At 53.1% G+C, this 15,303-nt stretch carries 19 protein-coding genes; 4 read left to right on the top strand and 15 right to left on the bottom strand.

The genetic code is table 11. The features are described from left to right. The first annotated feature begins 30 nt into the window (after positions 1-30). Positions 31-945 (top strand): recombination-associated protein RdgC, encoded by a 915-nt coding sequence (gene rdgC, locus JBO43_RS12385; RefSeq protein WP_202674427.1) that lies wholly within the window; start codon positions 31-33, stop codon positions 943-945. Between the two features lie 49 nt (positions 946-994). Here rdgC and ppnP read toward each other — a convergent pair whose 3' ends face one another. From ppnP to JBO43_RS12360, 5 genes are all read right to left on the bottom strand, one after another. After that, complete coding sequence (gene ppnP / locus JBO43_RS12380; RefSeq protein WP_095280955.1) at positions 995-1,279, bottom strand: pyrimidine/purine nucleoside phosphorylase; 285 nt, start codon at positions 1,277-1,279, stop codon at positions 995-997. 70 nt (positions 1,280-1,349) lie between these two features. Further along, complete coding sequence (locus tag JBO43_RS12375) at positions 1,350-2,027, bottom strand: AroM family protein (RefSeq protein ID WP_095280954.1); 678 nt, start codon at positions 2,025-2,027, stop codon at positions 1,350-1,352. A 238-nt stretch (positions 2,028-2,265) separates the two neighbouring features. Beyond that, positions 2,266-2,457 (bottom strand): YaiA family protein, encoded by a 192-nt coding sequence (locus JBO43_RS12370; RefSeq protein ID WP_103949938.1) that lies wholly within the window; start codon positions 2,455-2,457, stop codon positions 2,266-2,268. Positions 2,458-2,502: 45 nt separating this feature from the next. Next, a complete protein-coding gene (gene aroL / locus JBO43_RS12365) occupies positions 2,503-3,027 on the bottom strand; it encodes a shikimate kinase AroL (protein WP_095280952.1) in 525 nt (174 codons plus the stop codon). Between the two features lie 131 nt (positions 3,028-3,158). Beyond that, the gene (locus JBO43_RS12360; RefSeq protein WP_103947639.1) at positions 3,159-3,617 is read right to left on the bottom strand and encodes a YaiI/YqxD family protein; all 459 of its coding nucleotides are present in this window, start codon (positions 3,615-3,617) and stop codon (positions 3,159-3,161) included. Positions 3,618-3,780: 163 nt separating this feature from the next. Here JBO43_RS12360 and proC point away from each other — a divergent pair, with 163 nt between their 5' ends. Then, positions 3,781-4,590 (top strand): pyrroline-5-carboxylate reductase, encoded by an 810-nt coding sequence (gene proC / locus JBO43_RS12355; RefSeq protein WP_103947640.1) that lies wholly within the window; start codon positions 3,781-3,783, stop codon positions 4,588-4,590. Positions 4,591-4,606: 16 nt separating this feature from the next. Here proC and adrA read toward each other — a convergent pair whose 3' ends face one another. The 6 genes from adrA to JBO43_RS12325 form a co-directional block, all read right to left on the bottom strand. After that, positions 4,607-5,722, bottom strand: coding sequence for a diguanylate cyclase AdrA (adrA, locus tag JBO43_RS12350; RefSeq protein ID WP_202674426.1), 1,116 nt, complete (start codon positions 5,720-5,722; stop codon positions 4,607-4,609). A gap of 89 nt (positions 5,723-5,811) precedes the next feature. After that, on the bottom strand, positions 5,812-6,132 hold the full coding sequence (gene psiF / locus JBO43_RS12345; RefSeq protein WP_095280948.1) for a phosphate starvation-inducible protein PsiF: 321 nt from the start codon (positions 6,130-6,132) through the stop codon (positions 5,812-5,814). A 91-nt stretch (positions 6,133-6,223) separates the two neighbouring features. Further along, the gene (phoA, locus tag JBO43_RS12340; protein WP_202674425.1) at positions 6,224-7,639 is read right to left on the bottom strand and encodes an alkaline phosphatase; all 1,416 of its coding nucleotides are present in this window, start codon (positions 7,637-7,639) and stop codon (positions 6,224-6,226) included. A gap of 98 nt (positions 7,640-7,737) precedes the next feature. Continuing rightward, positions 7,738-7,998 carry an anti-adapter protein IraP gene (iraP, locus tag JBO43_RS12335; RefSeq protein ID WP_095280946.1) on the bottom strand — a complete coding sequence of 87 codons (261 nt, stop codon included), beginning with the start codon at positions 7,996-7,998 and terminating at the stop codon, positions 7,738-7,740. Between the two features lie 246 nt (positions 7,999-8,244). Beyond that, positions 8,245-9,456, bottom strand: a complete 1,212-nt coding sequence (locus JBO43_RS12330) for a multidrug efflux MFS transporter (RefSeq protein WP_095280945.1) — start codon at positions 9,454-9,456, stop codon at positions 8,245-8,247. A 169-nt stretch (positions 9,457-9,625) separates the two neighbouring features. Then, positions 9,626-10,309: an extensin-like domain-containing protein gene (locus tag JBO43_RS12325; protein ID WP_202674424.1), complete on the bottom strand. Its 684-nt coding sequence runs from the start codon at positions 10,307-10,309 to the stop codon at positions 9,626-9,628. 108 nt (positions 10,310-10,417) lie between these two features. Between JBO43_RS12325 and ddlA the strand changes: the two genes are divergently transcribed. Then, entirely contained in the window at positions 10,418-11,518 is a 1,101-nt protein-coding gene (gene ddlA, locus JBO43_RS12320) for a D-alanine--D-alanine ligase (protein ID WP_202674463.1), read from the top strand. On the opposite strand, the gene JBO43_RS12315 is transcribed toward ddlA, so the two are convergent. Next, positions 11,515-11,751 (bottom strand): DUF2754 domain-containing protein, encoded by a 237-nt coding sequence (locus JBO43_RS12315; protein WP_095284187.1) that lies wholly within the window; start codon positions 11,749-11,751, stop codon positions 11,515-11,517. The two genes, ddlA and JBO43_RS12315, sit on opposite strands and share 4 nt — an antisense overlap. Before the next feature lie 249 nt (positions 11,752-12,000). Between JBO43_RS12315 and JBO43_RS12310 the strand changes: the two genes are divergently transcribed. Continuing rightward, the gene (locus JBO43_RS12310; protein ID WP_202674423.1) at positions 12,001-12,303 is read left to right on the top strand and encodes a DUF2755 family protein; all 303 of its coding nucleotides are present in this window, start codon (positions 12,001-12,003) and stop codon (positions 12,301-12,303) included. Positions 12,304-12,306: 3 nt separating this feature from the next. Here the strand turns inward: JBO43_RS12310 and JBO43_RS12305 are convergent, their stop codons facing one another. From JBO43_RS12305 to JBO43_RS12295, 3 genes are all read right to left on the bottom strand, one after another. After that, positions 12,307-13,407, bottom strand: coding sequence for a DUF1615 domain-containing protein (locus JBO43_RS12305; protein WP_095280942.1), 1,101 nt, complete (start codon positions 13,405-13,407; stop codon positions 12,307-12,309). Between the two features lie 14 nt (positions 13,408-13,421). Beyond that, positions 13,422-14,642, bottom strand: a complete 1,221-nt coding sequence (gene sbmA / locus JBO43_RS12300; protein WP_202674422.1) for a peptide antibiotic transporter SbmA — start codon at positions 14,640-14,642, stop codon at positions 13,422-13,424. Positions 14,643-14,755: 113 nt separating this feature from the next. Further along, a complete protein-coding gene (locus tag JBO43_RS12295; RefSeq protein ID WP_202674421.1) occupies positions 14,756-15,289 on the bottom strand; it encodes an isochorismatase family protein in 534 nt (177 codons plus the stop codon). Positions 15,290-15,303 lie beyond the last annotated feature (14 nt).

Below are 15,303 nucleotides of genomic sequence, written 5' to 3'. Positions count from 1 at the left end.
TGATTTAACGACAAGGCCGTGGAAATTATCATGCTGTGGTTCAAAAATTTGATGGTTTACCGTCTCAGCCGCGACGTTTCGCTGCGTGCGGAAGAGATGGAAAAACAGTTAGCCGCCTACACCTTTACCCCATGCGGTAGCCAGGATATGGCAAAAACCGGCTGGGTTTCCCCGATGGGTTCCCAAAGCGATGCTCTGACCCACTCCTCGACTAATGGGCAAATCATTCTTTGCGCGCGCCAGGAACAAAAAATCCTGCCGTCGCCCGTCGTGAAGCAGGCGCTGGAAGCGAAAATTTTCAAGCTCGAGGCCGAACAAGGCCGCAAGCTGAAAAAAACTGAAAAAGATTCCCTGAAGGATGAAGTGCTGCACTCTCTGCTGCCACGCGCCTTTAGCCGCTTCAGCCAGACCATGATGTGGATCGACACCATAAACGATTTGATCATGGTGGACTGCGCGAGCGCCAAGAAAGCAGAAGATACGCTGGCTCTGCTGCGTAAAAGCCTGGGGTCGCTCCCGGTGGTTCCACTGGCGATGGAAAATCCAATCGAACTGACGCTGACCGAATGGGTCCGCAGCGGCAGCCCGGCGCAAGGTTTCCAGCTGCTGGATGAAGCCGAATTAAAAGCGATCCTCGAAGATGGCGGCGTAATCCGCGCGAAAAAACAGGATCTGGTTTGCGACGAAATCGCGGTCCATATCGAAGCGGGCAAGCTGGTGACCAAGCTGGCGCTCGACTGGCAGCAGCGCATCCAGTTCGTGATGTGCGACGATGGTTCGATTAAGCGTTTGAAGTTCTGCGATGAGTTGCGCGATCAGAACGAAGATATCGATCGTGAAGATTATGCCCAGCGTTTTGATGCGGACTTTATTCTGATGACGGGTGAGTTAGCCGCGTTGATTAAAGATCTGGTCGAAGGTTTAGGCGGCGAAGCGCAGCGCTAAACCTTGCAAAAACGGGCCGGGTCAGCGTAAGCGCTACCCGGCTTTTTTATTACAGATAACGGCACAGATAAGACGTTGGCTCTGCTACCTGCAGATTAAACTCGCTGTGGCCAGGGACATTGAAAACTTGTCCGGCGGTGTACGCCTTCCATTCTGTCTCACCTGGCAGCAACACGTTCAGCGCGCCACTGATCACCGTCATCTCTTCAGGCTCTGCGGTACCAAAAGTGTATTCCCCTTCAGCCATGACGCCGACACTGGCACGGCCAGTACTGCTGCTGGTAAAACCAATGGATTTCACTTTACCGGAAAAGTATTCGTTACTCGAAAGCATGAACTGGCCCTTATGTCTTTAGATAAAAATCCACTATAGGGGCCATCCTCCGTGCCTGTCACGCAAAATCTCAGGCCAGCAATTCAGAGGCCAGGCGAGTGACCAGCACGTTCGAGAGCAGTACAGGGACATCAAGCGCTTTTTGCAGTAAATCGCGATGATGCTGGTGAAAACCGAGGCAATCTAGCATCAATACATCCGCACCCTGCTCCAGTAATTCGCGCCCCGCCGAAATCAATTTGGCCTCGGTATCCCAGATAGGGTTGGCCAGGGCAAAGAGCGGTGATTTTTGCAGGACTTTCCATTTATGGATCTGATTCTCAAGAAGCTCCTCAATCGGCACAATGACCCCCACCTGATGGCCATCAACAATCGAGGCCACCAGCGGCGGAATGATGCGCATTGGTTCAAGGAGGATAGAATTTCTCGCCGTGAGACCCGATATCGGTGCGGTGCTCATCAGCAGGATTACGTCATATCCCTGATTATCGAGGACTTCAATTACGCCCTGTAATGCCCGCTCAATTTTCTGATGCGATACGTGTGCTAGTTTACCGTCGCTTAACAATGTCGGCAGTGAATCTTCGTTGATCCCAATCGCGTAGTCATCCATGACCTCTTCCCGACTCATCTTGCCCAGCAGGCTAAGATGCGTGATTTGTTGTTCAGAGACATGCTCGGTTAAGAGCGGTAACACTTCGCTTACAGGGACCACTCCAATGGTGAGGATCGCCAATGTTGCCTTCATCGTTTTCGCCTTTCTTCACTACCACTGCGATAATACAGGCACAAGCTCAATACGCTGCGCGGTTCTTGTTTTAGCTTAAACAGGTCAAAAGCGTAGCAGCATATCTGTACATCGAAATGTAAAGATAGAACGCCCGTTCTGAATCTCACTGTAATAACTAAATATTAACCCCCACTTAACATTCGCGTTGAGTTAAAAGTGTGATTCAGACACGGTTATGGCGGATTTCAGATTTGTATCAGGACTTTTCGGGGTCTTCGTAGCGGCGTTTGGCATCCAGCGCTTCCTGTTCGCTCTCATGTTCGCTAATCAGGGAATTTGGCTTGGGATGATCTGCACGCAATTGATACCAGGTCACGGTATGGGCACCGGTGCCTTTTTCAACAGTCACAATGCGTGCTTCGCGTGGGTATGGCGGTTTAGTTGGCATAGTTCATCCTTTTTATGAGGGCTAAACTATGAGTATAGACGTCTGCTAGCTGGCGCAAGCCAGACGCAGGGCGGTAACAATCTGATTTACGACCTCTTCCGGCGACAGCGAGGCGTCAATCACATGATGTGCCGCTTCACGATACAGCGCGTCGCGCTCGGCGAGGATTTCGCTGACTTCTTCACTGATAGGCTTGCCGGTCAGCGTCGGACGTTGCCCCTCTTCCGGGAAAGCTTCCAGACGCTCAACCAGTGTAGAAACCGGGGCGCAGAGATAAATCACGATACCTTTCTCACGCATAAACTGGCGATTACGTTCCGCCAGGATAATCCCTCCACCGGTCGCAACAATCGTCGAAGGAGCGGTCACCGCTTCCAGGGTTTCGCTTTCACGCGTACGGAAACTCTCCCAGCCTTCTTTTTCGACGATCTCGGCGATGCTCTGACCCGCATGTGTTTGCAGCCAGTGATCGGTATCGACAAACTGGCTTTCACAGACGCGAGCCAGTTCGAGGCCGACGGTCGTTTTGCCGCAGCCACGGGGGCCAACTAAAAAGATGGGTTGGGTCATAGCCAGGTGTTCCCCTTGGTATCGCGAGGTTGCAGTGTGAGAAGTCGAAAAACGAACAATAATACCATTAAACTAGTACATAAGGTAAAGGCAAGTTGGCCCACTGTATCACAATTTAGCAATGCTTATCATTACGCTGTACGACGCTTCACTTCCAGCAGCCATTTATCCAGCTCGGCGGCGAACTGCTGACGGTCGCGCTGTGATAGCGAATCTGGCCCGCCGGTTTGTACACCGCTGGCGCGGAGCGTATCCATAAAATCACGCATGGTGAGTTTTTGTCGGATCGTTGAAGGTGAATAGCGTTCACCGCGCGGATTCAGCGCCGCAGCACCTTTCTCCAGCACTTCTGCCGCCAGGGGAATATCGGCGGTGATCACCAAATCTTCCGGGCTACACAGACGCACAATTTCGTTATCGGCCACGTCGAAACCTGCCGGAACACGCATGGAACGGATAAATTTCGACGGTGGAATACGCAAATTCTGGTTTGCCACCAGCGTTAACGGCATCTGCACACGCTCTGCCGCACGGAATAAAATCTCTTTAATGACATTCGGACACGCATCCGCATCCACCCAAATCGCCATAGTTTCTCCCCGGCTTCATATTGATAGCTATTGTCGCCTGCTTTTCGTTGTTAAGCTATAAAACCGTCATACTTCAAGTTGCAGGTGCGTTGGCCGCGTTCCTGTAACTCGAATTATTTAGGTTTAAATCAGAACTCACAACGCATAATAACGGAGAGACGTGATGGACAAAAAAATCGGTTTTATCGGCTGCGGCAATATGGGAAAAGCCATTCTCGGTGGTTTGATCGCCAGTGGCCAGGTCTTGCCGGGGCAGATTTGGGTCTACACCCCGTCACCGGACAAAGTTGCCGCGCTGCGTGATGAATACGGTATTAACGCCGCCGAAAGCGCGCAGGAAGTCGCTCAGATTGCTGACATCGTCTTTGGCGCCGTCAAACCCAACATCATGATTAAAGTCCTCAGCGACATTACCTCCAGCCTGAATAAAGAGACGCTGGTCGTCTCGATTGCAGCAGGTGTTACGCTCGATCAGCTCGCCCGCGCACTCGGCCATGACCGTAAGATTGTCCGCGCAATGCCAAACACGCCGTCGCTGGTGAATGCGGGGATGACTTCCGTAACACCGAACGCGCTGGTAACGCCAGAAGACGTGGCGGACGTGCTGAATATTTTCCGCTGCTTTGGCGAAGCCGAAGTGATTGCTGAAGCGATGATCCATCCGGTTGTCGGCGTCAGCGGTTCCGCTCCAGCGTATGTTTTCATGTTTATCGAAGCGATGGCCGACGCTGCCGTGCTCGGTGGCATGCCGCGCGCGCAGGCCTATAAATTTGCTGCTCAGGCGGTGATGGGTTCCGCCAAAATGGTGCTGGAAACGGGCAAACATCCGGGCGAACTGAAAGATATGGTCTGTTCACCGGGTGGCACTACCATCGAAGCCGTGCGCGTTCTGGAAGAGCGTGGATTCCGTTCGGCGGTGATTGAAGCGATGAATAAGTGCATGGAAAAATCAGAGAAACTGAGTAAATCCTAAGCCTTATTGCCGGACGTCAGGCGGCCACTTCGGTGCGGTTACGTCCGGCATTTTTCGCTTTGTACAGCGCCACATCCGCCGCTTTTAGCCATTCCCGATAATGGCAAAACTCTGCCGTCAGAGGGGCGACCCCGACACTGATCCGCAGCCGCACCTGCGGCGCACAGGGTAGCGTTAAGACCGCCAGCCGCTCATGCACACGAGACATCGCCGCGATGGCACTTTCCGCTGGCGTGCCGCTCATGATCACCGCAAATTCATCGCCACCGAAGCGCCCAATCATATCCCCGGCCCGCAGCGTTAATTGTAACTGCCGCGTAACGGCGATAATTGCCTCATCGCCCACATCGTGGCCCCAGGTGTCGTTAATACTCTTGAAATGGTCGATATCGATAATCAGGATCGCCGCTTCGCGATGAGCGCGCCGACAGGTGTCGTACTCATTGCGTAACAGGATCTCCCAGTGGCGGCGGTTGAACACCCCGGTCATGCCATCGCGGGTGCTCATCAATTCCAGACGGCGCTTGTGCTCCGCCAGCCGAATGGCGGTCTGATAGCTTACCCAGGCAAAAAACAGCGGATAGAGAACTATCACCGGCAGCGCCAGCCAGAGTTCCAGCGGGGTAAGCGTAAAGGTGGGAGAGACCCCAGTGAGCTGCAACGTGACCAGGGCCGCGATGGTGGTCATGATTGCACCAGCACTGAACAATCTGATCCCGCCCGCCCCCATCATATTCATGCCGATCAGAATGATAAGTGCGGCGGTAGGGAGCACATTCACCCCTGTCAGCCCAATCCAGACGCCTGCCACGATGGCGTCGGCCTTCAGATTGTTCATTTCACTGACACGCGGATCGGAAGCGCGATAAGCCAGCTGCCAGGCCAGGTGCGGCCAGACGAACGCCCATCCGACCAGCAGTAACCACCAGCCTCCAGGCGGAGCTTGTGCCACCATCGCCCCGGCAATCGGGAAAAACATTGCCGCCAGCCCGAAGATACGCGGCAATCGAACACGCCGTGCGAAACGGATACCGGAACGGTGATGGTCATCCTGAGAAAGGTTTGGCTGCCACTCTTCTCGCGAGACGTCTTTATTGTAAAAGTTTTCGTCATTCATAATTTTTGGGAACATTCTGAAACATTTCCCAAATTATAGAGAGGGGTGTTGCGGGGAAAGTATGAAATTTCGGGTGAGTCATTGTCACCGCTCACCCGTTAGGACTACGCCGCTTTTTTCAGGCAAGCGCTCATAAACTTGCTTCGGTCGTCGCCTTTGAGTGATTGTTGCGTGGCCAGGCCGTTACATTCGCGCATTTTTTGCTGCTGAGGCGTCAGGCTCTTTTCCCCCGGTTTTGAGGCGCTGTTTTTCAGGCAATCGCTCATGTAGGTTTTACGCGCATCGCCTTTCAGCGTCTGGGCTGTAGCCTGTTGATTACAGCTGGTCATTCGTTGCTGCTGAGGGGTGAGCGTTTTCTCCGCAGCAGAAGCCGTGGACACCAGGAACAAGGTAGAAAGCAGGGTTACAACGAGGGTTAGTTTCATAGCACCATCCTTTTGTGAAGGTTCACACTAAGTCTGGTTCGTGGCGGGAAAAATACCACCCGGCGAAATAGGTTTCCGCCGGGTGAGGGTGTTATTTCAGTCCAAGAGCGTCTTTCATGGTGTAGAACAGATCCGTTTGATCCGTCAGGCCGACCACGTTTGCGGCATGCGGGCCATACGCAGCAATGCGCAGCTGTGTTCCGGTATGTTCCATAGAATCGCCTTCCGAGTTGCCGTAGCTCATCACCATCACCGCACCGTCTTTGGTATTGAGAGCCTGAGTCAGGCCAGGGGCTTTGGTATCCGGAGCCACAATCTGGCTGGCGTGGGCGTGGTCAGCGGTCACCACCACGAGAGTGTTACCGTCTTTCTTCGCGAACTCCAGCGCCTTCTGCACCGCTTCGTCAAGATCGACGGTTTCGCCAATCTGTCCGCACGGATTGGCCGCGTGATCTTGTTTATCGATCGACGCCCCTTCCACCTGCAGGAAGAAACCTTTCTCGCCTTTGCTTAATAAAGAAATGGCTTTATCGGTCATCTGCGCCAGCGTTGGGACGCTGTCGTCACGTTTCGGGTTTGGAGTACAGGTTACGGCAGGTTTGTCGATATTGCCGTGGTAAGAGGCTTTTGGCCCTTCCCAGCGCACCGGCATGTTGCCATCGGAGAACAGACCGAGCAGAGGTTTATCCTGACCTGCGTCAGTAATGGCCGCCAGAGAAGCAGCATCGCTCACCAGTTGATAGCCGCGCGCCTGCGCTTGTTCACGCAGGGTTTTGCCCTGCCATTCGCCTGCCGTTGCGGTTTCAGCGAAGGTTTTTGCACCGCCGCCTAACGTGACATCTGCACGCGCATTCAGCAGCTGTTCGGTAATCGATCCTTTACCGCCCTTTTCCAGTGCATTAGTTGGACATTTTTCGCTGGTGACGGACGGACCGTAACATTTACGCGAGGTAACATGTGAAACCAGTGCGGCTGGCGTGGCATCTTGCAGTTCAGCAGTGGACACGTTACCCGTTGCCAGCCCGGCGGCTTTTGCCATCTCCAGAATGGTCTGGTGATCTTTTTCGTGAATATCGACGCCCAGTGCGCCGTTATAGGTTTTGACACCGGTGGTCCAGGCCGTGGCGGAGGCTGCCGAATCGGTCACGTAATCGGGTTTTCCGGTTTTTTTATCCAGCGCGTAATGGGTATATTGCCCGGTCAATGGCAGCGCATCGATGCCTTTAAAAAAGCCACCTGCACCTTCGGCATAATTTCGCGCGGCGGTGATTTCGGAATCACCCATACCGTCGCCAATCAGCAGAATAATATTTTTAGCGGGTTTCTCATTCAGCGACGCACGCAGCGCTTCGGTTTGATCTCCAGTCAGACGGCGTGCGCCACCCGGCTGCGTGATATCGCCCTGTGCAACACGATTATCCAGCACGCTGGTATTCGCGGTTTCCGCATGAATGACAGGGGTAAATAATAAGGGCATTAATGCAATGAAAAGTGCGCTCTGTTTCACTTTTTTCTCTCCATGTAAAAATACATAAAAAATAAACAGAGCGACTATAAGAACTTCAGATGACAAATCTATGACAGGTTTTTAGATAGTGCGGCGGATTAACTGCGAGGATGCCGCAGCAACTTTTTTACGTATTGCTGTAGCATTTCGCTATCCTGAACCGGCACTTGAGAGTCGGGCCTGGCATCTTCCAGTGCGCCCTCGATACTTCGGATCAGCGCCTGCTGATCGGTCTGCGCCATCTGCCGTAGCAGCGCGGTGACCACTATTTCTAATGCTTCAACCTGGGCGACCAGTTCTTTTGACTCTTCTTCCTTTTGGGCAAGCTTAACCAGCAACTCTGCAATGAGATTTTTCATCGAGCTATTTCCTTATCAGGTTTTTGCTGACGGTATCATTACGGTCGATTAATGCAAAGAGGCGAAAAGTATTATCTTTATGAAAAAACACGCTATGTCGCAAATAACGATGATTTAGCCTCAGCGAAACGTTTTGCTATTATAAAAACTGATTTTTGGCAGCTAAATATTAGAAAGCAAGCGTCATTATTTTTGATAACAACTTAACGTTTGCTTAATACATAATATATCTTCGCTAAATAATGCTCAGATGCTGATATTGTCTTCTTTTTGACGACGGCGGCGCAATGCAATTGCGAGTTGGATAACGTTGATTAGCACCACGACAGCCGTTGCCGCAAACACCCAGCGGAATCCCGCCATCGCAGAGACGGTTGCGCCCATCAGCGGACCGGCGACATTGCCAAGATACATAAACGACTGGTTATAGCCAAAGATGCGCCCGGTGACCTGATCGCTCGAGTATTTTACCAGCAGAGTTTGCACCGCAGGCAGCATCGCGCCATCGGCAAACCCCAGCATAAAGCGCAGCACGCCAAGCTGGAAAGGCGAGGTGACAAAAGACATCGCAAAAAACAGCACCACCGCGAAGATAAGCGTCGCCATTAATATTCGCGCTGTACCAATCCTGTCCCCGAGCTTGCCTAAACGGGGGGCCGAGATCAATGCTGACACGCCGGGCACGGCGGCAATCATGCCGCTGAGAAACGCGATATTATTGCTGTCCGGTGCCATCGATTTAATAAACAGCGCCAAAATCGGTCCAATTGACCCATTACACAGTTGAATCACCATCGTCGTCACAAACAGGCTGATCATCAGGCCGGGATACGGCAACGTGGCAAACACCGCTTTGCCGCTCAGACGATCGGCTTTGCTGACGGTCGGGCGCACGCCCTCTTTTATCAGGAAAAAGGTCACCAGAAAACTCACCACCAACAGCATCGCGGTGATGAAAAATACCGCCCGCAACCCGACGTGGTCAGCCAGGAAACCGCCCATCAGCGGGCCGCCAATCACACCGCTGATTTGCGCCGTGGAAAGCGTGCTTATCGCCCACCCGCTGCGCTCGCGCGGAACCTGGGAAGCCACCAACGCCATCGCGTTGGGAATATAGCCAGAGGTCAGGCCCATCAGGCCACGCAGTAAAAAGAGCTGCCAGACATTCGTCGCGTACGCCTGAAGCAATATCGCAATCGCCATCCCGAGCGACGCGCGCAGCAACATCAGTTTGCGCCCTTTTCGGTCTGCAAGGCTGCCCCACATGGGCGACACAATCGCGGAAACCAGGAAAGTAATACTGAAGGTCAAACCGGACCACATCGACAGCGCTTCGTGCGACGTCACGCCGAGCTGGGAAACATACAGCGGCAGGAAGGGCAAAATCTGGCTGATGGCGAGGCCGGTGAAAAAACAGCCAAACCAGACCGAGATGAGATTTACTTTCCAGGATTCCATAAGCGACACAATCTTCATTTTTAGGCGAATTCGCCGACAGATTAGCAAGTTACGTCAGATGACGTGGAACCAGAGATGCGGAGGCGAACATTTTGGTATTTTATCTCCCCAGTCATCCTATTTGTGAAACAAGTCACAAACTATCCTCTTTCAGCTGGTGAAAAATGCTTTAACGACAGAGGCCAAAACCGCGCATGCCAAGATGAAAATGGTTGGCGTGCGCGGCGTTATATTCCGGACCTAACCCGTTGCCATAATAGTCGCAGCTGGCACTGAGCAGCGCCCGCAACCACGGCTGCGTTTTCTCGTTACGCCAGCCTGGCAGAACCGTTACCTTCTGGCCGTCCGCCAGCTGAAACCCGCTGATATCCAGCGCGTCGGCGGTGGCATGTTCGCTGCGCCGCGCATCGGGTCGGTGATAGATATTACGACAGGCAAAACTCCCGAGATGCTCAACGCGCGCCAGTTCGCTGCCCATCATCGTTTTGGTAAGAGGCCGCGCCTGCTGCTGGATAAACAGCGCGGAACTCAGGGCCAGCGGACAGCTGGCGATAAAACTGCTGCTGAGCGTCACGGGGCCAAAGTTGCGCACCCGCACCACATCGCTCAGAGGACAATCCCCTGCGCTGTTAGCCATCGGCTGCGTCTGGATCAGCCGTTTCTGGTTCGCCTCTGACAGCAAACGGGTGCATGCCTCCGGCGTCAGGCGACGCAGTTTAAACTGGGTAATTTTACCCGGCGGATCGTCGAGATTTAGCGGCACAAAAGGATTGTAATACGACGGCAGCCAGCGATATCCCATCACCGCCGCTCCCGCAATTATCGCCCAGATAAGCAGACTTTTCCCTCGCACACGCCCTCCTCTTTTCTACCTCAAAACATTATGGCAGAAGGCGGGGAAACCCACCGGGCATCGTGGTATGTTATGGGCTTTGATGAGTCAGACTGGAAGAAAGTGAAGATGGCGAAGCAGCGGGTAGGAATTGTTTTTGGGGGAAAATCGGCAGAACACGAAGTGTCACTGCAATCGGCCAAAAATATCGTTGATGCGATTGATAAAAGCCGTTTTGATGTCGTTTTGCTGGGCATTGATAAGCAGGGACAATGGCACGTGAACGATGCCAGTCAATACCTGTTGAACGCAGACGATCCGGCGCATATCGCGCTCAATCCATCGGACATCAGTGTCGCCAGCGTACCGGGCGTGGAGCAGGGCCAGCTGATTAACGCGGGCAATGCGCAAGCACTGACCCAGATTGACGTCGTTTTCCCGATTGTTCATGGCACACTGGGCGAAGATGGTTCCCTGCAAGGGATGCTGCGCATGGCGAATCTGCCGTTTGTCGGCTCTGACGTTCTCGGCTCCGCCGCCTGCATGGACAAAGACGTGACCAAACGCCTGCTGCGCGACGCCGGGCTGAATATCGCTCCGTTTGTCACCCTCACGCGCGCCAATCGTCAGCAACACAGCTTTGCCCAAATCACTTCCCAGCTTGGGCTGCCGTTATTCGTCAAACCGGCGAACCAGGGCTCTTCCGTTGGCGTCAGCAAAGTCACCAGCGAAGCGCAGTTCACCGAAGCCGTGCGTCTGGCATTTGAATTTGATCACAAAGTGGTGGTTGAACAAGGGATTAAAGGTCGAGAAATCGAATGCGCCGTATTGGGCAACGATTTCCCACAGGCCAGTACCTGTGGCGAAGTGGTGCTGAACAGTGATTTCTACTCGTACGACACCAAATACATTGATGATAAAGGCGCGCAGGTTGTCGTTCCGGCGGTTCTCGATCCTGAAATCAATGACAAGATCCGCGCGATCGCCATTGAAGCCTATCAGGCGCTCGGCTGCGGTGGAATGGCGCGTGTCGACGTGTTCCTGACAGCCGAAAATGATGTGATCATTAACGAAATCAACACACTGCCCGGCTTCACCAATATCAGCATGTACCCAAAACTGTGGCAGGCCAGCGGTATCAGCTACCCGGATTTAATCACCCGTCTGATCGAACTGGCGCTGGAGCGTCACGCTGCTGACAGCGCCCTGAAAAGCTCGGTAAACGGTTAATCCGCTTTATCAGCGCTCTCCACATTTTCCGTCGTTGGCTCTTGCGGTCGACGGCGGATGATGAACCCCGCCAGCCAGAAACTGATTACCCACGTCACCAGCCCTACCGCATAGGTTTGCCAGCCTTTCGCTTCAAATCCGAGCAGCCCAACAACACCGTTAAGAATAAAAATCAGGCCAATCGCAAAGGCGTAATAATGCCAGTCACGGCGTAGTTTGGCAGACAGGTTCATGGCAACTCCGACAGAATAAAAAGCCATCCTCTCACAGTTTTCTTATTCGGTCTGTGGCGAATACGGAAATTCTTAAATGCGAATCAATTTAACTTAAGTCAGAAAACTGTGACGCAGGGCAGAAATCGTTAAACCAGGAGAATTCCCTGGGCCAAATTACCACGATTCTGATATTGACAAATGCTATGACCTGTCAGACTCAGCTTGTACGACTGGCATATGGCCAGAGTGAAATAGCGGGAGGTCTTTATGGCAGACTTTACACTGACGAAGCCGATTTTTGGCGGCAAATATCCCAGATCTTCAACGTCGGGTAATATCGCCTACGCGCTGTTTGTGCTGTTCTGTTTCTGGGCAGGTTCACAATTACTGAACATTCTGGTGCATGCACCAGGCGTTTATGAACACCTGATGCAGGTTCAGGACACAGGCCGACCGCGCGTTGACATCGGATTTGGTGTGAGCACTATCTTCGGGCTCATTCCCTTCCTGGCAGGATGCGCTATCCTCGGCGCCATCGCCCTTGTGCTGCGCTGGCGTCGTTATCACTGACTTTTAGTTCAGTGACATGCAGCGCGCCCGGCGATCGTCCACGCGTTTTGCGAACCACGCCGTGGTGAGATTACGCGTGATCTTCGGGCTTTCGAGCTGAATGCCCGGCAGAACCTCCCTTGGTAAAGCTTTGCCACTTTTCTGTTCCGCCAGAGTGTACACCTGCTGATAAAGTTCCGTTTTCTCGAACGCCAGACTATCCCCTTTTTCAAGCTGATGGCGGATTTCGCTGTTACTCATATCCAGCTTTATCGCCAGCTTGCGCACCGCCTGTTCGGTCGTGCCCGCTTCACTGCTCCCATACGCAATGAGATCGCCATCTAAGGCGAGCTTCGAGCCCGTCGCGCGGTTCACGGCATTCTGGAAGGCGGCATTACGACTGGCGTACCACCCGGCGTTGAAATCGGCGAAGCGATACAGCGGGGCGCTGTAGTTGGCTGGATAATTCAGCAAATGATACGTTCCAAACCACAACCCGCCGCGAAGCGAGAACACTTCCTGACGCACGGTTCCGTCGATTTTCCACGGATACCCGCTTTTATGCTTCTCGGCAAAATCGATGCTGACCTGCATTGGCCCGCCGGTATGTACCGGGTTCAGCGAACCAAACAGCTTCTGCCCCATCGGCACCATATCGATAAAATCATCGAAAATGGCGCTCAGTTGTTTCTCGGTTTTGACTGTATCCAACCGTTCGCTGTAGCTTTTACCGTTAGGCGATGTGATTTTGAGGGCCGTATGCACCAGGAAGATCGGGATGTGCATTTTTTCCGCACGTCGGTCGATCTCTTTCCAGGCAATTTTGTTTAGTCCTGGCACCGCCGGATCGGATTGGTACATAGATTCTTGCTGTGCCACCGCCAGTACCGAGCAGATGTTCTCCTCAGTCGGGGCGATTTTCTGGCTCTCGAACGTCTTCGCCAGCACAATCGCCCAGTCATCGCGATCCTTCACGCTGGCGGGCATTTTCTGGCGAACCACGCTTGCCACATCGACGGGCTTTTCGCCCTTTTTCAGCGGCGCAGCCCCTTTGTCGGCGCATCCGGCCAGCACAAAGGCGGCCAGCAGTGATAACGGTAACCCGCGTGGTACGGCAAATGGCATAGCAACTCCCTGTTTTACCCTAATGTATTGGTCACTTCCTGAAGGTTCTGATCGTCCAGCTCGCGCTCAAAACTGCGCAGACGTTTGTAGATCGACATCAGCTCAACCAGCGTCGTCCATGAGGCAATCAGATACTGGAACGAACCGCGAACCTGACCAAAAACGTTGGTTATCTGCGTCATCAGACCGAGCGTAATCGTACCTGCAACAATCGACGGGAACAGCAGGAACAAACCGAAAACGTTATCGACCTGCAAATATAATATGCGGGCGATATTGAAATACATGTAGTGGAAATAAAGTCGGAAATAGTTACGACGCACCGCGCCAAACAACTCACGTACCGTCGGAGGCGAGGCGCGATTCGCGTCATCTTCACCGTAGACCAGTTCTTTACGATAAGCCGCTTCCACGCGCTGATTTTTAAACTCCAGCCCCGGTAGTTTGATCCCGACAGCCGCCAGCAGCCCTGTACCCATCAGCGACCAGACGATGGCCGCAATCACCAGACCGTACGGCAGGTGGCCAACAATAGGCAGCTCAGGGACATGCGCCGAGAGGGTGACCAGCACCGGAAGGAAGGCAATTAACGTCATGATGGCGTTGATAAAACTCACACCCATATCTTCAAGCGTCGAAGCAAAACGCATTGTATCTTCCTGCACACGCTGCGCGGCACCTTCGATATGACGCAGCTGCTGCCAGTGCGCCATATAGTGTTCGTTCATTGCGGTACGCCAGCGGAAAACATAGTGGCTGACGAAGAAATTATTCATTACACCGATAATCACAGCAATCAACGCGATGCCGAGGAAGATGCCCACTTCATGATAAAACTGATTGATGGTGACCTTATGCGGCGAACTGAGTGCAGTCTGAATCAGATCGTAGAACGGTGCATACCATGCGTTGACCGCGACACCCACTTCGACCAAAAACCAGGTGACGAAGATGATGAGTGATGTCCCGAGAATCGACCAGTATTGCCAGCGGTGCGGCGAATATGCAAACCAAAACAAGGCAAATATCCCTACGCATACTGCATAGTAGGCGTAAAACAGCAAATAGCTGAGCGACCAGAAACGCGCGGCACTGATAGGAACATCACCCGTTGCACCGGTCAGGCGCTCAATCCACGCTCCACCACCCGCCTGCCAGAAAATGACGGCGATTAATGCCCAAATAAACGCCGAGAGGAAAAATGGCCCCGGCTTTGGGAAAAAAGACTTAAACATTGTGCTTCCTTCTTGTTGTTATGGCGTTGCTGTGTTCAACAAAATACCACACGGAAAACCTGCTACGCGCCGCTCACCGGCGCGTGCGAAAAAATAGACCCGTGGTTTATAGGTTAGTTCGCCTGCCACTCTGCGAGAATTGTTTCGGTGAGTTTCACCGTTGGTGGGTTGTCCGGCGCGGTGAGGGTTCGCCAGACCTCGTTATAGTGGTTAATCAGCACCTGAGCCTCTGCCGCCGGGCGATCCGCGGTGGTGTGCGCATCTTCTGCGACGGTGATGTGATATCCCCGACTGACGCCATTTTTAAGAGTGGTATCGACGCAGTAATCGGTCGCACAGCCACAGATAACAAAATGTTGAGTATTCAATTGCGTTAATAACGCGTTGAGCGAGGTGTGATAGAACGCATCGCAGGCGGTTTTTGTGACATAAAACGCCCCCGCAGGCTGATGCAGTTCGGGCAGTAATGTAAAGCCATCACTCCCCTCTTCCAGTCCACCCGCCTCGGTATGCTGAATGAAAATGACTGTGTCAGCGCCGCGCGTGAGCTGATTGATTCGTGAAACGCATTTCTCGCGCTGAATACGCGGCGTGGCAAATACCCCCTGCTGCATATCGACCACCATAACCACTTTTTTACCCGACATCACCGCCTCCGAAA

The organism is Lelliottia jeotgali, from assembly GCF_016771845.1.
GTDB lineage: Bacteria > Pseudomonadota > Gammaproteobacteria > Enterobacterales > Enterobacteriaceae > Enterobacter > Enterobacter jeotgali.
This window is presented reverse-complemented; position numbering and strand designations above follow the sequence as displayed.